This window comes from Stappia sp. (assembly GCF_040110915.1).
GTDB lineage: Bacteria > Pseudomonadota > Alphaproteobacteria > Rhizobiales > Stappiaceae > Stappia.
In genome coordinates this window covers 2,858,963-2,876,795 of the sequence record NZ_CP157793.1, presented here as the reverse complement: position 1 = coordinate 2,876,795, position 17,833 = coordinate 2,858,963, and the positions used below count along the sequence as shown (strand labels likewise).

The 17,833-nt window shown below is 70.5% G+C and carries 21 protein-coding genes; 6 read left to right on the top strand and 15 right to left on the bottom strand.

Annotation, left to right across the window (positions count from 1 at the left end; all coding sequences use genetic code 11):
* Positions 1 to 52: 52 nt before the first annotated feature.
* A complete protein-coding gene (locus ABL312_RS12890) occupies positions 53 to 667 on the bottom strand; it encodes a glutathione S-transferase family protein (protein WP_349357794.1) in 615 nt (204 codons plus the stop codon).
* A 313-nt stretch (positions 668 to 980) separates the two neighbouring features.
* Between ABL312_RS12890 and ABL312_RS12885 the strand changes: the two genes are divergently transcribed.
* Positions 981 to 1,235, top strand: coding sequence for a hypothetical protein (locus ABL312_RS12885; RefSeq protein WP_349357793.1), 255 nt, complete (start codon positions 981 to 983; stop codon positions 1,233 to 1,235).
* A gap of 18 nt (positions 1,236 to 1,253) precedes the next feature.
* Here the strand turns inward: ABL312_RS12885 and ABL312_RS12880 are convergent, their stop codons facing one another.
* The 6 genes from ABL312_RS12880 to ABL312_RS12855 form a co-directional block, all read right to left on the bottom strand.
* Positions 1,254 to 2,342, bottom strand: a complete 1,089-nt coding sequence (locus tag ABL312_RS12880) for a hypothetical protein (protein ID WP_349357792.1) — start codon at positions 2,340 to 2,342, stop codon at positions 1,254 to 1,256.
* Entirely contained in the window at positions 2,320 to 2,907 is a 588-nt protein-coding gene (locus ABL312_RS12875) for a ribonuclease T2 (RefSeq protein ID WP_349357791.1), read from the bottom strand. Before ABL312_RS12875 ends, ABL312_RS12880 begins: the two co-directional genes overlap by 23 nt.
* Positions 2,908 to 2,998: 91 nt before the next feature.
* Positions 2,999 to 3,475, bottom strand: a complete 477-nt coding sequence (locus ABL312_RS12870; RefSeq protein WP_349357790.1) for a cytoplasmic protein — start codon at positions 3,473 to 3,475, stop codon at positions 2,999 to 3,001.
* A gap of 185 nt (positions 3,476 to 3,660) precedes the next feature.
* Positions 3,661 to 4,533, bottom strand: a complete 873-nt coding sequence (locus ABL312_RS12865; protein ID WP_349357789.1) for a 23S rRNA (adenine(2030)-N(6))-methyltransferase RlmJ — start codon at positions 4,531 to 4,533, stop codon at positions 3,661 to 3,663.
* Positions 4,530 to 5,111, bottom strand: coding sequence for a GNAT family N-acetyltransferase (locus tag ABL312_RS12860; RefSeq protein ID WP_349357788.1), 582 nt, complete (start codon positions 5,109 to 5,111; stop codon positions 4,530 to 4,532). Before ABL312_RS12860 ends, ABL312_RS12865 begins: the two co-directional genes overlap by 4 nt.
* A 481-nt stretch (positions 5,112 to 5,592) precedes the next feature.
* Entirely contained in the window at positions 5,593 to 6,384 is a 792-nt protein-coding gene (locus ABL312_RS12855; protein ID WP_349357787.1) for a cold-shock protein, read from the bottom strand.
* A gap of 438 nt (positions 6,385 to 6,822) precedes the next feature.
* On the opposite strand from ABL312_RS12855, the gene ABL312_RS12850 reads away from it, so the two are divergent.
* Complete coding sequence (locus tag ABL312_RS12850) at positions 6,823 to 7,494, top strand: MBL fold metallo-hydrolase (protein WP_349357786.1); 672 nt, start codon at positions 6,823 to 6,825, stop codon at positions 7,492 to 7,494.
* 106 nt (positions 7,495 to 7,600) lie between these two features.
* Positions 7,601 to 7,876: a hypothetical protein gene (locus ABL312_RS12845; RefSeq protein WP_349357785.1), complete on the top strand. Its 276-nt coding sequence runs from the start codon at positions 7,601 to 7,603 to the stop codon at positions 7,874 to 7,876.
* 51 nt (positions 7,877 to 7,927) lie between these two features.
* Here the strand turns inward: ABL312_RS12845 and ABL312_RS12840 are convergent, their stop codons facing one another.
* The 8 genes from ABL312_RS12840 to ABL312_RS12805 form a co-directional block, all read right to left on the bottom strand.
* A complete protein-coding gene (locus ABL312_RS12840) occupies positions 7,928 to 8,938 on the bottom strand; it encodes a DUF1402 family protein (protein WP_374730125.1) in 1,011 nt (336 codons plus the stop codon).
* A 179-nt stretch (positions 8,939 to 9,117) separates the two neighbouring features.
* Positions 9,118 to 9,582 carry a DUF6665 family protein gene (locus ABL312_RS12835; RefSeq protein WP_349357784.1) on the bottom strand — a complete coding sequence of 155 codons (465 nt, stop codon included), beginning with the start codon at positions 9,580 to 9,582 and terminating at the stop codon, positions 9,118 to 9,120.
* Positions 9,583 to 9,656: 74 nt separating this feature from the next.
* Complete coding sequence (locus tag ABL312_RS12830) at positions 9,657 to 10,787, bottom strand: anhydro-N-acetylmuramic acid kinase (RefSeq protein ID WP_349357783.1); 1,131 nt, start codon at positions 10,785 to 10,787, stop codon at positions 9,657 to 9,659.
* 253 nt (positions 10,788 to 11,040) lie between these two features.
* Positions 11,041 to 11,934: a heparan-alpha-glucosaminide N-acetyltransferase gene (locus ABL312_RS12825; RefSeq protein ID WP_349357782.1), complete on the bottom strand. Its 894-nt coding sequence runs from the start codon at positions 11,932 to 11,934 to the stop codon at positions 11,041 to 11,043.
* Positions 11,935 to 12,125: 191 nt separating this feature from the next.
* Entirely contained in the window at positions 12,126 to 12,260 is a 135-nt protein-coding gene (locus ABL312_RS12820) for a hypothetical protein (RefSeq protein ID WP_349357781.1), read from the bottom strand.
* 140 nt (positions 12,261 to 12,400) lie between these two features.
* Positions 12,401 to 12,811, bottom strand: a complete 411-nt coding sequence (locus ABL312_RS12815) for a DUF3775 domain-containing protein (protein WP_349357780.1) — start codon at positions 12,809 to 12,811, stop codon at positions 12,401 to 12,403.
* Between the two features lie 314 nt (positions 12,812 to 13,125).
* Positions 13,126 to 13,323: a hypothetical protein gene (locus ABL312_RS12810; RefSeq protein ID WP_349357779.1), complete on the bottom strand. Its 198-nt coding sequence runs from the start codon at positions 13,321 to 13,323 to the stop codon at positions 13,126 to 13,128.
* On the bottom strand, positions 13,320 to 13,655 hold the full coding sequence (locus tag ABL312_RS12805; protein WP_349357777.1) for a hypothetical protein: 336 nt from the start codon (positions 13,653 to 13,655) through the stop codon (positions 13,320 to 13,322). The genes ABL312_RS12810 and ABL312_RS12805 overlap by 4 nt, the downstream gene beginning before the upstream one ends.
* A 311-nt stretch (positions 13,656 to 13,966) precedes the next feature.
* Here ABL312_RS12805 and ABL312_RS12800 point away from each other — a divergent pair, with 311 nt between their 5' ends.
* The 3 genes from ABL312_RS12800 (at position 13,967) to ABL312_RS12790 (ending at position 17,771) form a co-directional block, all read left to right on the top strand.
* Positions 13,967 to 15,094: a hypothetical protein gene (locus ABL312_RS12800; protein WP_349357776.1), complete on the top strand. Its 1,128-nt coding sequence runs from the start codon at positions 13,967 to 13,969 to the stop codon at positions 15,092 to 15,094.
* A gap of 537 nt (positions 15,095 to 15,631) precedes the next feature.
* Positions 15,632 to 16,060, top strand: coding sequence for a TadE/TadG family type IV pilus assembly protein (locus ABL312_RS12795; protein ID WP_349357775.1), 429 nt, complete (start codon positions 15,632 to 15,634; stop codon positions 16,058 to 16,060).
* Positions 16,061 to 16,169: 109 nt separating this feature from the next.
* Complete coding sequence (locus tag ABL312_RS12790; RefSeq protein ID WP_349357774.1) at positions 16,170 to 17,771, top strand: TadG family pilus assembly protein; 1,602 nt, start codon at positions 16,170 to 16,172, stop codon at positions 17,769 to 17,771.
* Positions 17,772 to 17,833: the final 62 nt, after the last annotated feature.

The following is a 17,833-nucleotide window of genomic DNA, read 5'->3' as shown; positions in this document are numbered from 1 at the left end:
AAACCGGACCCCGCCTTTTTCGTATCGGCGACGCCGCGCAGGCCGGCCGATATCAGCCGACCGGCCGCGTCTTGTCGAAGGCAGGCACGGCCGCCTCGAAGGCGTCGAGCCAGGCGACCAGCTTCGGGTGATCGGCGCGCCACGCACCGGCGAAGCGCAAGTCGAGGTAGCCGAGGGCGCAGGCCAGCGCGATCTGGCCAAGGTCGGGAACGGAATGCGGGGCGACGCGCGCCGGCGGATCCGCTTCCAGGGTCGCCAGGGCCCGCGCGACCTTGTCCGCCTGATAGGCAACCCACTCCGCGTGCCGGCGCTCCTCGGGCCGGAAGCGGGCCTCGTAGATCTGCAGGATGCCGGCATCCATGATGCCGTCGGCGAGCGCCTGCAGGCGCAGCACGGGAAACCGCGCCTCGCCCTCGGGCAGGATCTGGCCGCCCCCGGCAAGCCAGTCGAGATACTCCGCGATCACGCGGCTGTCATAGAGCACCGTGCCGTCGTCGAGCACGAGCGCCGGGATCTTGCCGAGCGGATTCTGGCTGCGGATCGTGTCGGCGGGATCCTTGGTGTCGGTGGGTTCCACCGTGATGCGCTCCATCAGGCCGAGCACATGGGCCGCGATCTTGATCTTGCGGCCGAAGGGAGAGGGCGGGGAGGAGCGAAGAACGGGCATCGGGGGTGTCTCCGGATGAGGGGCGAGGGGGATGCGCGGTGCGCGGGGCGGTGAGTCCGGTGCAGTTTGCGCGTTTGCCGCGGCGATGCAAGCCGGCCGCCCGCCGGTCCGCCCCTGTCGGTTTTCACGAGGCTTCACGCCATGGTTAACAGAAAATTCGCTTGTTCCTCCAGCGCTTTAAAATCCGCATAAGTTACAGGGCGTTGTTGAGGGAAATTGTCCGCGTTGCGGTAAGATCCCGGTAAGACGGTCCTCCTAGCGTCCCCTGTGTCGGCGGAAAGCCCGGCGTTTTGAAAGGCGACGAGGACAGGCCATGCAGCTCACATTGACCTCTCCGGTCCGTGCCGCGACCAAGGCGGCGGTGCTGTCGGCCGTGGTCTATGCGCTCGCGGCCCCGTCGCTGGCGCCGCTGCGGCCCGAGATCATCGACGCCCCGCTGTCGCGCTATCACGCCGCCGTCAATCAGACGGTCGCGGATCTCCGCCCCGGCGCGCGGCTGATCACCGAGCCCCTGCGCCAGTCGCCACATTTCGCGCGCCAGCGCGTCGCCGCGATGCTGCGGGACTAGGAGGACGCCGATGGGCTGTCAGGGGTGGATCGTCCGCCACCGCTCGGGCCGTTCCGCGTCGTCGCAATCGGCCGGGCCTTCGAAGCTCTCCAGCGCGAAGGCGTAGTTGCGCCACTGCCAGCTTGCCCGATAGCCGCAGACCCGGTCGGAGCGCCCCACATAGGACGCGCTCAGCCGGCCGCTTTCGGCCTCGAAGGACGGCGCGCTCAACAGGTCGGTCCCGACCCAGCCGAAGCGCGGATCGTGCAGGGCGAACTGCAGCGTCTCGACGCCGCCGATTTCCCCGGAATCGCGCAGATAGAGACGATGGGTCACCCGCCCGCCGCCGGCGGTGCAGGGAATCGCATAGAGCGTCGCGACCGGGGACAGCACCGCGATCAGAACCTCCGCATCGGCCAGCCTGGCACTCGCCGGGTCCTCGCAGGCGCTGGAGCGGGCATGGCGATCGAGCACGGCGTAGGGAATGCCGAGGGCCGTCACGGCCTCGGCGCGCGACGGCGGGCGCACCGGCGGCAGGCCCTGCGGGGCTGCGACGCGCTCGGGCAGCGCGGCGTCTCCGGCGCGCTCGCGCAGTGCCGCCAGACCGGCCGCGAGCCCGTCGAGGGGAAAGAGCGCGTCATGCGCGCCGCCCAGCGCATCGAGATAGGAGATGCGAAGTCGCATTCCGCGCTTCAGCGCACCGAGGATCTCCGCACCGGCGGCGCCATCGGTGACGAAGAAGCGGCGTTCATCGCCGAACAGACCCCATTCGCCGGGGCGCAGCACATGCACCAGACGGCCGTCGACCTCCCATTGCATGGCGCGCGCATCGTCGGGCCGCGCGGCCCCGGCGTGGAAGGCGAGCGTCCAGGCGGGCTCCGCCCCGACCGTCGGCGCGAGTTCGAGCCGGCCGGCGGCCTCCCCGGTCACCGCGTCCGCGCCGTCGACGGTGAGGGCGCATCGCCCGCTCCCGGCCCCGGTTGCCGCCTCATTGCAGATGAGCGCGAAGGCGCCGAAGGTCGTATCGGCGCGCGCGGGCAGGGACGCTGCCACGAGCGCGAGCGCGAGTGCGGCGGCCTGCAGCGGCGCGCGCCGTCGGGCGCGCCTAGCGGGCTGGGGCTGGAACATGGATCTGGCCTTGCCGGCAGGCGCGCCTGTCGACGGCGCGGCAGGAGCGGAACGCGAGGTCCCGGGTGAAGCAGATGCGCACCTCGGCGAGCCGCCCGTCGCGGCACGTCACGGCCATCGCCGTGTCGCGCAGCCCCGGGTTGGCGAGGCGGAAGGCGGTTTCCACCGCGTCCGGGGCGATGCGTGCGCCGCGCTCCGTGGTGCGAAAGGCCGCCGGGATCTTCACCTTGTCGAAAGCCCGGCGGGTGAGCGCGAAATAGTCGTCCGGCGCAAGTCCCGAGCAGCTTCCGTGCTTGCGCCACTGATGGCGCGCGAGCCCCCGGCTCGGCATGATGTCGAGGATGCTCTCGACCGCGTCATAGGGAGCGTTGCGCGGCCCCGCGCCCTCGCAGAAGTCCGGATAGCCGCGCTCGTATTGCGGCCACAGCCCATGCACGATGAAGCGGTAGGGTTTGGCGGCCTGGCATTGCATGGGGTCGGCGTCACGCCCGGCGCGCGCGCAATAGGAGGGCGACCAGGACAGGGCGAGGACGTAGTAGTCGAAATCGCCCGCGCGCTCGGCCATGGCCTTGTCCGGGGCCGTGCCCGGAAGCCCCACAAGGAGCGCCAGCAGGAGCAAGGCTGTCGCGACGGCGGCGCGGCGCGGGCGCGGCATCTCAGGGACGGACCGTGCGGCAGCGCCCGTCGTAGACGCGCCAGGGGTCGAGACCGGCGACGCAGGCACGCAGGTTCCAGCTCACGCCGACGAAGCCGCTGTGTTCCATGATGGCGTAATAGACGTGGCGGGTGCGCCCGTCGCTCATCTGCGCGCGCGCCTCGCAGAAGCGGCGGGCGTAGGGGCTCGGCCGGTTGACGGTGTAGGCCGTCTCGACGACGCGCGTCAGCGCCCGGATCCGCAGGTCGCCGATGTAATCGGCATCCGCGCGGGCGATCTGGCCGGCGACGGCGCGCTGCACGCCCGGCGCAGCGCAGTCCGGCACGCGCGGCTCGCCGCCCCATGAGAAATAGGGCCGTTCCTGCGCCACGGCAGTGCTGCCGGCGGGCGCGAGGACGGCGATGACCGGGAGCGCCATGAGCGCCAGCACCGGGCCGGCCATCCGGGTCGCCCTGGCGCGGCGGAGGAAAGCGAACATGAACGTCTCCCTGGTTTTCGGCGTCGGCTTTCGGCGTCGGCTCTTCGACGTGCGACGGGTCTCCCACGCGGGGCCGGCCCACCGAGGTCGTGACGACGATTGGACGATGCGCCAGCGCGCCCGCGCGGTCAAGCCGCCCGGCGGCACGGCCCGGGAGGATTGCGGTCGCCGCTCCGGTCGTCGCTCTATTCGCCGGCGAGGTCGATCAGTCGCCAGTCGGCGCCGGGCCCCTGCGCCAGCGTGTCGGTCAGCCAGGGCAGCAGGATCTGAAGCTCGTCGCGCAGCACATAGGGCGGATTGACGATCACCAGACCGCTGCCCATCATCGGCCTGTCGGGATGCGCGCTGCCCGCGAAATGCTCCACCGCCATCACCTTCGCAAGGCCGCCCTCGCGCAGGCGCTGATAGAAGCGGTTGACCTGCTTGCGGTCCTTGATCGGATACCAGACCGCATAGACGCCGGTCGGCCAGCGCCGCCACGCCTTGACGAGGCGGGCGGCGAGCGTGTCGAACTCGTCGGTCGCCTCGAAGGGCGGGTCGATCAGCACCAGCCCCCGGCGCTCCTTCGGTGGCACGAAACTGCCGAGCGCCAGCCAGCCGTCCAGCGCGATGGCCTTGACCTGGCGGTCGCCGGCGAAGAGCGTGGCCAGCGTCGCGTGATCGGACGGGTGAAGCTCCGTGGCGGTCAGCCGGTCCTGCTTGCGCAGCAGCCGGCGCGTCAGCAGCGGAGACCCGGGATAGAAGCGTAAAGGCGCGTCGGACGCCGCCGTCTCTCCGGCCTCGGCATTCAGCGCCGCGACCACGTCGAGCCAGGGCGCGAGCAGCTCGGCGATGGCCGCCGGCCGGGGCGTCTCCAGCACCCGGGCGATGCCGGCCTGCCATTCCCCGGTGCGCCGGGCCTCGCCTTCCAGAAGATCGTAGCGGCCGATGCCCGCATGGGTGTCGATCACCCGGAAGGCGGCCGGCTTGGCCTTCAGATAGGTGAGAATGCGTGCCAGCACCGCATGCTTGAGCACATCGCCGATGTTGCCGGCGTGGAAGGCGTGACGATAGTTCACAGGGAGGCCTCGCCGGATGCGGGGTCTGCCGTGCGCGACAGGAACACCACCGCCTTGTCGCCGTGGTCCAGGGTGCCGATCTCGACGAAGCCGAGCCTGCGGTGAAAGCGCAGGGACCCGGGATTGGCCGGGCGGGTGTTGACCTCGCAGGCGAGCGGCAGGCCGGCGGTCGCGGGATCCTCCGCGAGCCGCGCGATCAGCGTTTCATAGAGCCGCTGACCGATCCCGAGCCCGCAGGCGTCGGGCGCCAGCGCGATGCGGTCGACATAGGTAAAGCGGCCAAGGCGCTCCTTCAGCCAGGCGAAATTCGGGCTGTCGTAGCGCGCCGTATGGTCGAGGCAGATCAGCAGACCCGCCGGGCGGCCGTCGACCTCGGCGACGAGCGTCGCGCGGGCCTGCGCAACGAGCGCATCGAGCGCGGCGCCGGTCAGGCTGCCGACGGCGGGAAGATTGGCCTGATTGACCGCCAGAACGGTGTCGCGGTCGCCGGGGGCGAAGGCGCGGATGCGCCCTGTCTGCTGTGTGGCGGCGGGTGCGCGGCACTTCGCGGGCGAGGAAACGTCGGTGTCATCTGTCATGGGCGGATCTATGCGAAGTCGCGGCCCCAAAGGCAAGGGGCGTGGCGCCCGCTGGCGGCCCCACTTATACGATCAGCGCGGCGCCCTCAGGTGGGCCGCCCCGCGCCGGCGAGTTGGCTGGGCAGACGGTGGGGAAGCGGGTGGCAAAGACAACCGCCGCGGACGGGGCCGTCCGCGGCGGAAAGAGCTTGTGTCATCGGTCTCTGTCGGTCCCTGGAGACCTCTGTCGGTCCTCGGAGCCGGCGTTGAGAGGCTGGCCTTGTGGGGCCAATGGGGGCCGGGCCAATGGGAGCCGGGCCATTCGGATCGGAACCCTTGAGAGCCTCGCGGGGAGAGCCTCTCGGGGAGAGCCTCGCGGGGAGAGCCGCCTGGGGGGCGACCCTCCCGATGCGTTCTGCCGGTGCATCCCGGGCCTGTTCATCCCGCGTCGGTGCATCTGGGCCGATGCATGAACGGCCGATGCTCGAGCGCGCGGGACGCGTTACTCCGGCTGCGGTGCGTCGCCGGCGTCCTCGATCTGAAGCTCGACCGCCTTCGGTCCCTTGCCATGCCGGTCGGGCTCGGTCTCGAAGGAGACCCGCTGGCCGCTGTCCAGCGTGGTGAGGCCCGAGCGTTCGACAGCCGAGATATGCACGAAGACGTCGGGCTCGCCCGAATCCGGCATGATGAAGCCGAAGCCCTTGTCGGACTTGAAGAACTTCACGGTGCCGGATTGCCGCGGGCCGCGCTCGACCGGCGGTCGCTCGCGCCGCGGACCACGGAAGCCGCCGCCGCCCCCGTCGCGCGGGCCTTGCCCCTCGCCCCGGAAGCCGCCGCCCTCGCGCGGGCCCTGTCCGCCGCGAAACCCGCCGCCGTCACGGGGGCCGCCGCGAAAGCCACCGCCGTCGCGCTGGCCATATCCGCCGCTGCGGCGCTCGTCGGGACCGCGATCCTGCGGGGTCCGGTCGCCGAACCCGCGCCGGGGCGGTCCGCCCTCGCGCCGATCGTCGCGCGGGGGCCGGTCGCCGCCGCCGAAGCGGTCGCCGCCGCCGAACCGATCACCTCCACCGAACCGGTCTCCGGCAAAGGGCGCGCCGCCGCCCTCGAACGGTTCACCGGGGCCGGCCGGAGCTTCCCAGCCGGCCTCGCCGAAGGCCTCGCGGCGCCCGCCGCGCGCGGGCTTGTTGCGCTTGCCGTAATCGGAGCCGCCGAAATCGTCCGGCTCCCCTCCGAATTCCTTCGAACCACCGCGCCGCTTGCCTTGCCGACGGTTGTTCGAACGCCAGTCATTCATCTTGAAGTCACCTTTACTGGCCCGCTGTCCTGCCGGGCCGGGATCGTTGTCTGCGTGCGCGTCGGACCTGCCTCGCCTCGTTCTCCGCAACGCCTGCTTGCATGTCGGGCAGGATGCTTCCCCTTGCGGCGGACGTCCTCCGGCCCGTTTCGGGTCTGCCTGACGCAGGGGCCTCGGCCGGTTCGCGCCCGACCGCGATCCCGGTGCACCCCATGCCGACCGCAGTTGCATCATATGTGCGGAGGCCGCGCGGGAGCAAGGAAAACCCTAGGGTCGCCCCCCGTTGTCGTGCATCGGCCGACGGGCGGTCGGCTCGCTCCATCGCTCGCCTGTTCGTTTTGACAGGGGCGGGTGCCGACCCCGCCCCGGACATGCTTGTCAAGGCGCGCGCACGCGGGTTACCTGTCGCGCGTGCCGCGCAAGCAGGAAGGGAACACGATGAGCGATCAGACAGACGCCGCGCAGGGCCAGGAGCCGCCGATCCAGGTGATCGTCGTGCCGGTGACCGGCTTTCAGCAAAACTGCTCGGTCATCTTCGACCGGGAGACGAAGCGCGGCGCGGTGATCGATCCCGGCGGCGATATCGAGCGGATCGAGAAGACGCTGCGCGAGCACGGGGTCGAGGTCGACAAGATCGTGCTGACGCATGGGCATATCGATCATATCGGCGGGGCGGCCGATCTCGCCGAACGCCTTGGCGTGCCGATCGTGGGGCCGCACGAGGCGGATCGCGAGCTGATCGACCGGGTGGAGGAACAGGCGCGCCAGTTCGGCGTCGCGGGCGTGCGCCGGGTGGACCCGGACACCTGGCTCGACGAGGGCGACACGGTGGAAATCGCCGGGCGCAGCTTCCAGGTCCTGCATTGTCCCGGTCACGCGCCGGGCCATGTGGTGTTCTTCGATGCGGAGCTTCGCTTCCTGGTGTCGGGCGACGTGGTCTTCGCCGGATCGGTCGGGCGCACCGATCTGCCCGGCGGCAATCACGAGACACTGATCGCCTCGATCCGCGACAAGCTGCTGCCGCTCGGCGACGACGTCACCTTCCTGCCCGGACACGGGCCGGCCTCGACGCTGGGGCAGGAGCGCAAGACCAACCCCTATCTGCGCTGATCCGCGCAGGTTCCGGGTCTTGGCCGGCGGCATGTCGCGCCTATCTTGAGCGGTCAGAAGGCGGCGCGCCGGACACCGGGCCGCTGCGCCAATGGAGTAGCCAGAGATGCGACACACCGTCTTGCTCGCCGCCGTGGCGGCCTTTTCCCTCTCGCTCGCCGCGCCGGTCGGGCCGGCTCAGGCGGGGCAGGACTACATGGACCGAATGATCCTGCTGGACCGGCTGAAGCGCGACGAGGCGCGCGGCGGGCCGACCATCAAGGGCGGCCGCTCGCCGTTCCAGCAACGGGTCAAGGTGTGCAACGAGATGCCGACCCCGGTGCGCGATCCCAAGACCGGGGAGCTGGTCAAGGTCATGAAGGAAGTCTGCTGGATGGAGTGAGCGGAGCCCGGTCCGGGCTCTCCTCCCTTCAGGCACCCGGCGGCGCGGGGGTTACAGCAGGCCGCGCAGCGTCTCGATCCGGTCGTTGACCAGCCAGCCGTAGTAGTTTTCCTCCGGCCAGCGCGCCTGGCCGGACGCGCGCCGCCGCTTGTACTGGGCCGCCCGGGTCCAAGGATCGCCGAGATTGTAGAGCGTCGCGGTGATTCCCGGGTTCTTGGAGATGTCGACGCCGCCGACCTGCCGGTAGGCGTCGATGGCGTCGCGCAGTACGGCCGCCATGTAATGCAGCGAGCGGGCCGGGTCCATCGTGGAGCGGTAGACCTCCTGCGCGTCGCGCGCGGTCAGCTTCCGGAAGCCGCTTACCCGGGCGACCCGGTCGCTCATCTTGAGCACGGTGAGCGGGGACAATTGGCCGAGGCCGAAGCTCTGGCCGGCGAACAGCGGCTGGAAGAAGGTCTCGTTGAAGGTCTTGTCCGGATAGCGGACGCCGTCGACCTGCCGGTTGCGGAACCGGCTGTTCCAGTAGCGCTGGTAACAGCTCCAGCGGGCGTTGCTGTCGCGCTTTCCGGCATTGCAGCGCTCGAACTCGGGGCGCTGGACGAAGTCCTCCACATGCTCGTCGCCGAAGGCGAATTCGATGCGGATGCCGGCATAGGCGAGCGCCTTGACGTAATAGGACTGGGCGCTGTCGAGACTGTCGTAATTGTAGGTGTGCTCGCCGACGATCGCGCCGATCATGTGGATCGGATCGATGCCGTAGCTGTCGGCCACGCGCTTGATGTTGCGCATCAGCCGCGTGTCGCGGCGCAGCACGGCGACGATGCGGTCGAACTTGGCGTCATAGGCGCTGTTGCTGGCGGCCGTGCGCCGCGCCGAGGCGAAAGGGATCTTCGGCTGCCGCGCGTTGCGATTGCCTTCCGGCACGAGCGTCGCGGCCTGCAGCGCATGCGCGCCGACCCCCACCGTCGCCGGCGCCTGGACCGGGGCGGCGAGCATCAGCGCCGCGATCCCGAGGGCGGCGGTCAGGCGCGTCGCGCCGATCTTGGCAAGGCTAGGTGTCATGATGGGGCCGATCGCGGCTGTTCGTGATTGTGTCTTGAATATACCGGCTCGGGCGCCCGGGGAAGACGTCCCCGATGCATGTCTGCCGTCGTCGGGGCGCGGGGCGGGGTCCCGGGTGCGCGGCGCGGGCCCGTTTCCCCGGCCGTGCAGGGGGCGAAACCGCCAGATGTCGAGGGCCCTCATCGGGCGCCTCCTTCGTCTGGCATCGGCGACGTCGCCGGCCCGAAGGCCGCCGTCTCGTCGGCAGCGTCCGGGTGTGTCGTGGCCGGTGGCGGGACCGGTGTCGCCGTCGCCGCCGGACCGGCATAGAGGCGCACGGAGGGCGGAACGCCATACTCGCGCAGCATCCCCTCGTGCCGACGCAATCCGCACAGCTCGCGCTGCACGAGCAGCGCCCAGAGTGCCTCGCAGGCCTCGGCATGGCGCGTCTGCCAGCGCCGTTCGGTCTCCGCAACGTCCACGGCGGTCCGTCGCGCTGCGTCGAGACGCCGATGCGCGCCGTCCAGCCGGTGCAGCGCGGTTTCCAGCCGGGCACCGGCGCGGCCGAGTGCGGCGGCCATCTCGCCGGCGGTCTCCTGGCGCAGGGCGGCGGCGAGCGGGTCGTCGGCGGAAGCGGTGAGGGAGGAGGGAGGACGCAGGCTCATGGGGACCGTGGAGATGGAGCTGGACCGATGCCGGAGTGAGGGCGGAGAAAGGGCGCGCTCAAGGGCGAGGCCCGTCAGGCGGCCGGCGGGGCCGCATGCGCGACGCCGCCGGTCAGCGGGGCGGAGACGCCCGTCGTCAGCGGGAAGCTGATCGGCAGTCCGCGCAAGGTCCGCATGGCGAGAAAGGCGAAGCACTCCGCCTCGATGGCGTCGCCGCGCCAGCCCACGTCCTCCGCGGTTCGGATCTCGGCGCCCGTGCGCGCGGCAAGCTCGGCGAGCATCTGCGGGTTGCGCCGTCCGCCGCCGGCCACGATCAGCCGCGACGGGCGTTTCGGCAGCCGGTCGAGACCGGCGCCGACGGCCGCGGCGGAAAAGGCCGTCAGCGTCGCCGCACCGTCGGCGACCGTCAGTCCCCGGGCGAGATCGGAGGTGAAGTCGTTGCGGTCGAGCGACTTGGGATAGGCGGCGGCGAAGAAGGGATGGGTCAGCGCCTGCGCCAGGCGGGCCTCGTCGACGGTGCCGGCGCGCGCGCAGGTGCCGTCGCGGTCCATGTCCCCCAGTCCGTGCGCGGCGATCCAGTCGTTGACCGGGGCATTGGCGGGGCCGGTGTCGAAGGCATGCGGCGTGCCGGCTGAATCCACCCAGGTCAGATTGGCGACGCCGCCGAGGTTCACCACCGCCGTGTCGTCGCCGGCGCCGATGCGCTCCAGCAACGCGGCATGATAGATCGCCGACAAGGGCGCGCCCTGACCGCCGGCGCGCATGTCGGCGCTGCGGAAGTCGTCGACCACCGGAATGCCGAGGCGGGCCGCCATCTCCGCGCCGTTGCCGAGCTGGCGCGTGCGGCCCGGTCCGTCCGCTGTCGGCGGGCGATGGAGCACCGTCTGGCCGTGAAAGCCGATCACGGCGATGTCGGTCGGGCGCAGGCCGGCGTCGCGCAGCACGGTGGCGACCGCGTCGCTTTGCGCTTGCGTTACCCGGGCCTCGGCGCGGGCGAAGAGGGCGGGCTCGGCGCCCGAAAAGCCCCAGGCCCGCGCGGCGGCCACCGTCTCCTGCAAGAGCGGCTTCAGATCGCCCGGATAGGGTTCGAGACGCCACACGCCGAATTCGGACACGGTTTCGCCGTCGGTGCGGATCGCGGCGACGTCGATGTTGCCGTCGAGAACGGTGCCGGTCATCAGGCCGATGGCCCAGGCTGGGGTCATAGGTGCGAAATCCCGTCTGGCGTGAGGGCGCGGTCCGTGTCGAGCGGTCCGCGCGGTTTTCGAAAGGGCGGCAGTCGCGCGATCATGCGCGCAATCGGGGCCGCCGATCAATTCGTGTGCTCCGGTTTGCCGGGGGCAGGAGAGGGAGGGCAACAGGCGAGGGCGCGAGCTGCGGTGCGGATCAGCACTTTCGCCCGTCGGTCGGGCCGGGTCTGTGACGCCGGTCACATGTCCGTGAAGAGGCAGTCTCGCCTCACTCCCGCGCCGGTCCGATCTCTGTTCGGCAGAGGCCATAGGCGTCGGACAGGCGTGCATTGAGCGCGGGATCGTCGGGGGCGTCCAGCAACCGGGTCCAGGTGCCGTCGGCCTTGAGCGCGTCGAGCGTGCATTGGCAGGCTCTTTCGCAGATGCCGGGCTCGGCCGCCACGCTGCAGGACATGGCGCAGGTCTCGACGAAGGTCTGCTCCGTGCGGTCCGGGGCAAGCCCGAGTGCCACGACCGCCCAGACGCTGCCGAACAGGATCGGCTGGTGCAGCAGATAGACGAGCAGCGAATGGCGCCCGGCCAGGGCGGCAAGACCGGCGATCCGGCCGCGGGCGCGCCAGGCGGCAAGGGAGCGCCAGGCAGGACCATCGCGAAAGACCCGGGTCGCGGCGACCGCCAGCAGGATGACGCCGAGCCAGGGGAAGACGGGGACGAAGTCGACCGAGAGCGGCGGGGTGGCCACCAGACCGGTCCAGCCGAACCAGGCGTCGCCGGGAAAGGAGACCCGCAGGCCGAGCGGCAGGGCGAGGACAATGAGCCCCGCGAGCGCCGTCACCGCCGGCGGCGCAGCGACGAAGGGCAGGGCGATGAGGGAGCCGAGCGCGATCGCGTGCAGGATGCCGAAGCGCACGAACTGATCGCCGAGCGCCAGCCAGGTGACGAGGCTGATCGCGCCGGCGGCAAGCGCGACGCGGGCGATTCGCCGAAGCGCCGGGCGCCAGCGGATCCCGGCCTCATGCGCCAGCACCAGCGAGACGCCGACCAGCGCCAGGAAACTCGTCGCGATGGCCGCGGCGAACAGGCGCCAGCCGAATCCGCGATCGACCGGCCAGTCGACCAGGGCGAACCAGCTCAGATCCCAGGAGAAATGATAGACGGCCATGGCCGCCAGCGCGATCCCGCGTCCGACGTCGAAGACATCGAGGCGACGGGGGCCGGCCGGCCCGCCATGCGCGAAGGAACGTGCCGGGAGTGTCGGTCCGGCGGGCGACGGCTGCGCGGGCGACGGCCCGTCGCCTTGCGTGTCCGGATCGTGTGAGGACGACGGTCCTGGGGGAGGGGAACCCACCCCGGTCAGCCGTCGGGAAAGGCGAAGAAGGCGATCATCGTGATGGCGAGCACGGCCACGACCACCCGCAGGGCCACCGGCCAGGGAGAGGGTTTGCGCGCCGCGAAAGCATCGTCCTGCACGTGATCCGATACCGCCATCGTTGTCTCCACGCTGCGTGATCCCAGGTCCAGAGGATACGCGTTATGGTTAACGATGTGTAAAGAGCCAATCGCGCTGCGGGTGCGTGTTGTTCAGCACTAACTGCAGCGCGATTTTTCACTCTGTGGAAAACGAGCGCCTAAAGCTCGAGCGCGTCGAGGCCGGCTTCCAGGTGATCGGCGAAGAGCGGCATTTCCAGCAGATATTTCGAGGTCGAGCCGACGGCGCGTTCGCGCGCCTCCTCTACCGCCTGCTCGAAGTCGCCCGCGTCGAAATCGCCGCGCCCGATCCACACCATGGCGACGACCTCGGCGGCTTCGTCGACGTTCAGATCGTCGATCAGTTCCCGCACTTCCTCGCCGGTCATGTCGTCGGCTTCTTCCTCGGCCAGGCCGTCGTGGGCGTGGCTGTCCTCCAGCGTCTCGGCGTCGAATTCGATGTCGTGCTCGCCGCCGTCCTCGAAGGAATCCTCGAGCGATGCCGAGGCCGCGCGGGCCTTCTGGATCAGCATCCGGATCGTATCCGGAGACAGGGACAGATCGACCGCCATGGTCACGCACTCCACTTGCTGCGCTCGTCGCCGGGATCGGCGGAGCGTATTTCGCCGACCGCCCACCCTCCGGCAGTCCGCTCGACAGTCTTTCCCACGGGCTCTCCCGACGGTCTTTCCGACGGGGTAACCGACAGTCCAACGGACCGCGGCGCGGCGCCTTGATCCAGCGCAACCCGGTGAGGGCGGGGACGCGAGCCGGACGGCGCCGGGCGGAATCGCGACGAACTTACGCACCGGATGCGGTCTTGGCCAGTGCCAAGAGGCGCGCGGGTGCGCGCCTGCAAAGCGGTGCCGGTGAGGCGGGGAAAGGGTCAGCGCGACTGGATGACCATCGCGTCGAGGCCGATCTGCCGGACGCCGTCGGTCAAGGGGCCGCCGAAAAGCGACAGCGATGCGGCGAAGACCAGGCCAAGGGCGATCGCCGCGATCAGCGGCGCGCCGTTGGTCGCGTCTGCGGGGGCGCGGCCGGCGCGCAGCGGCGGCGTGCGGTCGACGATCGGACGGCTCATCGTGCGTCTCCCGGCCTGTGTCCGCTTCGCTTCGCATCCGCGATGCGCGTCGGGCGGCGCGTCGGGCGGCGCGGCGGAGCGGAGCGCTGCGGCGCGGCGATGAGCCCGCGGGCGATCCGGCGCGCGAGCAGGGTCAGCAGCGCGAGCATGGCCGCGAAGACGGCGGCGAGAACGCCGATGGCGAGGCCGTCGGCCGGTGTCGCGCTCGCCGCGCGGGCGCTGGAGGCGATGAGCAGGGCGGGCACCGTGCCGCCCAGCATGACGAGAAGCGCCTGGCGGACGACCGGCGCGCGCCGGCGCGAGGAGCGAAGAGAAGAGACGCGGATACGCATGACAGACTCCGGGACGTCGGGGTCGGGACCGTGGAGACCGCCGGGCATGTCGTACCCGGCGATCCGCTGACCTTGGCATCCTTGCCGGGGAAATGGGCCGTGCCGGGCCGCCAATCTGGCGCTCCGCGTGTCATTTCGCGGCCAATTCGTGGCAGGGGCGGGCGGCGCGGCCGGCCTCCTGTCTGCAATTTCGCGCTTCGCCTTTACCGATTGGCAGGAGCTTTGTGGGAGCCTGATCGGCGACTCCCGCAGCGGCCCGGTCCGCCGCGGCGGAAGCGGTCCCGTCGAACGGACGTCCCGACGAACAGACGATGAAAACGAGCGCCATGGACAGTGTTGAGCGTTTGCCTGCCGAAAACGATCACGATCAGGCCACCGCGCGTCCGCCGGTCCGCGCCGCCGGGGGGGAGCCGTCCCTGTCGCTCGCCGGTCTCGACTTCTTCATGGTCGACATCCAGGCGAAGCGGCTGGTGTGGATGGAGCCTCAGGCGCTCGATTTCGAGCAGATCGCGGGCCTCAACGAGGCCAGCCTGTCGAGCGCGCTGAGAAATCTGGCGCAAAACGACCAGAAGCAGATCCTCAACCTGATCCAGCACACGGTGAAGCATGGCAGCGCCGGGCCGGTCGAACTCGGCGGCGACGATCTCGGCAACGGGCTGTCGTTGATCGCCACGCGCTATCAGGCCGAGGGCGGACGGACCTTCGTCGTCGCGGTGGCCGGCAGCGACCTCGAGGAAGAGGGCACCGGCACGGCCGTTCGCGGCGTCGCCCCGCTCATCCGGCATCTGGTGGAAGGCAGCGAGCGGGCGGTGCTCGTCGTCGACAGCTTCGGCTACCTGCGCTACGCCAACCAGGCGCTGTTCGACCTGTTCCAGATCCCCGACGCGTCGTTGTGCATCGGCCGCAACATCGCCCATATCCCCAACCGCGTCGGCAAGACGCTGACCTCGGTGGTGCTGACCACGCTCGCCCGCCGCGCGCCGGTGGAGGGCAACAAGCGGTTTTTCCTCGCCAGCGGCGATTCCATGACGCTGAAGTACGACATGATCCCCTTCCGGGTGTCGGCGGGACTTGGCGGCGTGGTGTTTTCGGCCGAACGCATCAATGAATGCGCGATCGACTTCCAGCAGATCTTCAACATGGTGCATGCGCCGCTGCTCGTGGTCGATCTGCGCTCGCGCATGCTGGTCGCCTCCAACAATGCCGCGCGCAAGACCTTCGCCATCACCGAGCAGATGATGGAAGCCGCGCCGATCACCGAAACCATGCTGCACCCGCGCACGCTGGTCACGCTGGTCGATCATGCCCGCAAGGGCAGCACGACCCCGACCCAGGCGACGGTCAGCGGCTTCGACGGGGTGACCCGAAGCAAGCGGCTGCGCGCCAGCCTGCTCGACGGCGGGCGCACGCAATATCTGCTGATCGAAAGCAAACACTGAGCCTGCATGCGACCGGCCCCCGGGCCGGCCGACGGCTCAGCCGTCAAAGAGAGACCCGTCGCAAGTGCCGAGCCGAGAAACGCCGTCGACCGGTCGGTCGATGCGGGCGGCGGAGCGCGCCCGCGGCCAACGGTCCTCCCGGCACGCGCCACGCCTTGCCTGCAAGTGCCTGCAGTCGCGTTCCGTCGGGCCGATTCCGCCCGAAATCGTCGGCCGACTGGCCCGGACAGAGCGAAAGTCGCGACCGCCGCGCGCCTTCCGGGGTCCGGGATGCCGGGGTAGGTATTTGCACTTATTCGTCATCAAATTGTCATCTGTGACGAGTGCCAATATCCATTTCCGCTCAATTGACAGTGTCGAACTTTTCTATTTTGAATCTGGCTTTTTATCGGTAAATTCTTCGATTTATATTTGTCGATTTGATTTACGCGCTCTTTACGCACCCGATATGAGCATCAGAAGTTGATTTCGTGTGGCATTGCACGCCACCTGGCCGCGATGCCCGCTTCGACCCTCACAGGTGCGTAGAGGTGCGTCATGCGCAGACCCGTCTTGCAGTGGATTTCCGCGCGCGACGGCGTGGCAGCCGTCGAATTCGCGATCGTGTTTCCGGTCTTCCTTCTGATGATGCTGGGAATCCTCGCCTACGGCCTCTATTTCGCCGCGGCGCACAGTCTCGCGCAGCTCGCCGCCGATGCGGCGCGGGCCTCCGTTGCAGGGCTCACCGATCACGAGCGCGCCGCCATCGTGCGCGATCACGTGCGCTCCGCCGCCAGCGGCTATGCCTTCATCCAGCCGGCCGGCATCGAGGTGGAGACCGGATCCGTCCCCGGGAGCGCACGGCAATTCCGCATCGTGCTGCGCTACGACGCGGCCGATCTGCCGATCTGGCAGATGGAGCCTCTCCTGCCGTTGCCGGCCCGCACCATCGAGCGCCGGATCGTGGTCGTGAAGGGCGGATATTGAGGAGGCGGAGATGGACCGGAATTCTGGACGTTTGCGTCGTGCGGGCCGTCGAACCCGACCGGGGGCATCGACCCTTGCGGCCGGCCTGGCGGGGAACCGGGCGGGCTCGGTGAGCATCGCGGCGGCGGCCGGCTTCGCGCTGCTGGCCGCGATTGCCGCGCTCGCGATCGACCTGGCGTCTCTCTACGTCGAGCGTCGCGACCTGCAAGGCGTGTCGGATGTGGCCGCCATGGCCGGCGTCGCGGATCTGGCCAATGCCGAACGCGTGGTCGCGGAGGTGCTCGACGCCAATGGCGTCGCGGCGGAGGCACGCGTGGTGCGCGGCCGCTACGTGGCCGACGCCAGAGTGCCGCATGACGCCCGCTTCACCCCCGGCGAACGGCCGTTCAACGCGCTGCGGGTCGAGGTCAGCCGGCCCGGGCGCGTGTTCTTCGCGCGGGTCTTCGACGTGCAGGGGCCGCGGATCGGGGTCTCCGCGCTGGCGGCGACGGCGGAGCTTGCGAGCTTTCAGGTCGGATCGCGGCTTCTCGCCCTGCGCGGGGGCGTCGCCAACGCCCTGCTCGGCGGATTGCTCGGTACCAATGTCTCGCTGTCGGTGATGGACTATCGCGGGCTTGCCGACGTCGATCTCGATATCGTCGATCTCCTGCAGGCGGTGAACGTGCAGGCCGATCTGCGCCTTGGCACCTATGACGAGGTTGCCGCCGCCGAGGTGTCGCTGGCCGACTTTCTCGCGGCGGCGGCGTCGGTTGCGGGAAACTCCGGCGCGCCGGCCGCCGGGGTCGCGCTGCAGCGCCTGTCGCGGTCGGCGGCGCGCGGGCTCGAGGTGCCGCTGTCGGCGCTGTTCGATGCCGGGCCCTATGGCGGGCTGGCCCTCGGCGACCGGGCGCCCGGGCTCGATATCCGGGCGAGCGCGATGCAACTGGTGTCCATCGCCGGCATTCTCGCCAACGGCGCGCGGCAGATCTCGGTCGATCTCGGCGCGGAGGTTCCGGGGCTCTTGTCGCTCGACCTCGACCTTGCGGTCGGCGAGCCGATGCAGGGCTCTCCCTTCATTCGGGTTGGCGCGCCCGCGTCCACGGTCTCCACGGCGCAGACGCGGCTCAGGCTGGTGGCCGAGGTCGGCGGGCGCGGCCTGCTCGGGGGCATCGCGGTGCGCTTTCCGCTCGCCCTCGATCTCGCCTACGCGCGCGCCGGGCTGGCCGAGATCCGCTGCCGGGCCGGCCGCGCGTCGCGGGTCTCGCTGGAGGTGCGCCCCGGCGTGGCGGAGGCCTGGATCGGCGAGGTCGCGCACGGGCGGATGGACGATTTCTCCCGGCCGCTTCAGGTGACCGCGGCGCGGATCGTGCGCGCGCCGCTGATCAGCGCCTCGGCGCGCGCGCATGTGCGCCTCGGCAGTGCGCAAGCGGAGACCGTGCACTTCTCGCGCCGCCAGATCGAGCGGCGCACGGTGCAGCGCGTGGCCTCGTCCGGCCTCGTCGGCGGGCTCGCCGGGTCGCTTCTGGAGGACATCGACCTGGAGGTCCGGGTGCTCATGCTCGGTCTGTCGATCAGGCCGGTCAGCCGGCTCATCGGCACGATCCTGAGCGAGGTGGCGGCGCCGGTGGATGCGGTGCTGGAAACGCTGCTGCTGACGCTGGGGGTGAGCCTGGGCGAGGCGGACGTGAGCGTGCAGGACGTGCGCTGTGACGGTGGCACGCTTGCAGGCTGAGCTTGACGGCCGAGCCTGGCGGGCGGGCGCCCGTGCGGTCGCGCGGGAGCGGTGGGTCACTG